This is a genomic window from Pseudoalteromonas sp. NEC-BIFX-2020_015 (assembly GCF_012952265.1).
Taxonomy (GTDB): Bacteria; Pseudomonadota; Gammaproteobacteria; order Enterobacterales; family Alteromonadaceae; genus Pseudoalteromonas; species Pseudoalteromonas neustonica.
This window is the reverse complement of sequence record NZ_JABCJL010000081.1, coordinates 1-882: the sequence shown is the minus strand read 5'-3', so window position 1 is coordinate 882 and position 882 is coordinate 1. Positions and strand designations below refer to the sequence as shown.

The following is an 882-nucleotide window of genomic DNA, read 5'->3' as shown; positions in this document are numbered from 1 at the left end:
GACCGCGCAGGCTCCTCGTTACCCACCGATGTACATGCATTCGCATCGACTTCTCGAGGGGCGCAGCCATGCAGTTCGGCATCTTCACGGTCAGTGACGTCACGACCGACCCGACCACCGGTACGACGCCGGACGACACCCAGCGTGTGCGCTCCATCCTCACGATCGCCCAGCACGCGGACCAGGCCGGGCTCGACGTGTTCGCGACCGGCGAGCACCACAACCCGCCGTTCGTGGCCTCCTCGCCCACGACGATGCTGGGCTACCTGGCCGGCACCACCGAGAACATCGTCCTGTCGACGGCCACGACCCTGATCACGACGAACGACCCGGTGAAGATCGCCGAGGACTACGCGATGCTCCAGGTCATCACGGACGGCCGGATGGACCTCATGATGGGTCGCGGCAACACCGGCCCGGTCTACCCGTGGTTCGGCAAGGACATCCGCCAGGGCATCAACCTCGCGATCGAGAACTACGCGCTGCTGCGACGCCTGTGGACCGAGGACGTCGTGGACTGGCAGGGCAAGTTCCGCACCCCGCTGCAGGGCTTCACCGCGACCCCGCGCCCGCTCGACGGCGTCGCGCCCTTCGTGTGGCACGGCTCGATCCGCAGCCCCGAGATCGCCGAGCAGGCCGCCTACTACGGCGACGGGTTCTTCCACAACAACATCTTCTGGCCCGTCGAGCACACGAAGACGATGGTCGAGTACTACCGCAAGCGCTTCGAGCACTACGGCCACGGGGCCGCCAACCAGGCGATCGTCGGCGTCGGCGGGCAGTTCTTCGCCCGGAAGAACTCCCAGGACGCCGTCCGCGAGTTCCGGCCGTACTTCGACAACGCGCCCGTCTACGGCCACGGCCCCTCGATGGAGGACTTGA

At 67.1% G+C, this 882-nt stretch carries 1 protein-coding gene; it reads left to right on the top strand.

From position 1 onward, the window contains the following. Positions 1-68 precede the first annotated feature (68 nt). The coding region (locus tag HH219_RS21630) for a CE1758 family FMN-dependent luciferase-like monooxygenase (RefSeq protein ID WP_169328602.1) at positions 69-882 on the top strand (814 nt) is incomplete at its 3' end.